The sequence below is a fragment of the Paenibacillus sp. E194 genome, from assembly GCF_000935845.1.
GTDB classification, from domain to species: domain Bacteria; phylum Bacillota; class Bacilli; order Paenibacillales; family Paenibacillaceae; genus Paenibacillus_B; species Paenibacillus_B alvei_B.
In genome coordinates this window covers 1-1086 of the sequence record NZ_JMDX01000509.1, presented here as the reverse complement: position 1 = coordinate 1086, position 1086 = coordinate 1, and the positions used below count along the sequence as shown (strand labels likewise).

Sequence of the window (1086 nt, the reverse complement as noted above, 5' to 3'; positions counted from 1 at the left end):
AACCATATCGAGCGAGCGTTCAGCCAGAATCGCTACCAGTTGGTCCGCTTCTACTCCCTTCTCCCGCAGCTTCCGCGCAAGGCGGTTGGATCGCTCATTCAGCTCGCGGTAGGTCAGCTGCCGCTCGTTCATGACGGCGGCCACGTTGTCCGGGTAAAGCTCCGCCTGCTCTTCGAACAAGCCATGAATCGTTTTCCCCCGCTCGAACCCGGTTTCGGTGTCATTAAATCGCTTCAGCAGCGTCTCCCTCTCGTCTGGGGACAGCACATCGGCTTGTCCAAGCTCCAGATCCGGCTGAAATAATAGCAAGGACAGTAGCCGAACAAGATGGTCGGCCGCCTGTTCTACAAATGCCCGCTCGTACCGCTGCCCGTCAAAGCTTATTTCCAGCTCAATGGAGTGGTTTTGGCGATCGAAGCGAAAAACCGTATCGGCCGCCACCCGGTTACCCAGCGGTACCGGATGAATCGGGGCGAAAGATGCAACGGTGTTGACGACCGGGAGGCCGTCCACCGTATAGTCCAGATGGAGCGGCTCCACCATTTTTGGAAAAGGCAGATGCTGATGCTCCAGCGCCTCGCCGATGGAAGCTTTGATGTCCCCGAGCAGCGTTTTCAGCGTAGTCTGGCGGCTTATGGCCGTCTTGATCACCAAGATGTCATGCGGCGGCGGAGTCCCGTCGGGGTCTGCGCTATAAGAAGGCATGCCGACCAGGACTTGGTTCTGCCCGGTATATTTGAACAGCAGGCTTTTTACTCCTGCCAAAATAATCATGTACATAGCCAAATCCGAACCGTTGGCGAGGCGAATGATTCTCTCCGAGAGTTCGCTCGGCAGAGTACGGTGAAGCAAGCCCGGCTCGGCGGCCGCAGCTTCCCCATCGGTGGATAATTTGGAGGATTGACTGTAGGGAAGGAAGCTCAGGCTGTCATCGGCGTCAAACTTGCCGCTCCAGTACCGTTCTTCCTTTTCAAATAAAGATTTCATTCGTACCTCCCCTAAAAATGAAGTAAACCATGCCCCGGCGCAGATCCGAAAAGCTTGCTTTCGGCCTGCGCGTTTATGGGCTTGGACGTTGTTCGCCGT

The 1086-nt window shown here is 56.0% G+C and carries 1 protein-coding gene; it reads right to left on the bottom strand.

Annotated features, from left to right (window positions below; genetic code table 11):
- Positions 1 to 987: condensation domain-containing protein (locus AZ66_RS29265; RefSeq protein WP_044358173.1), on the bottom strand; the 987-nt coding region annotated here is incomplete at its 3' end.
- Positions 988 to 1086 lie beyond the last annotated feature (99 nt).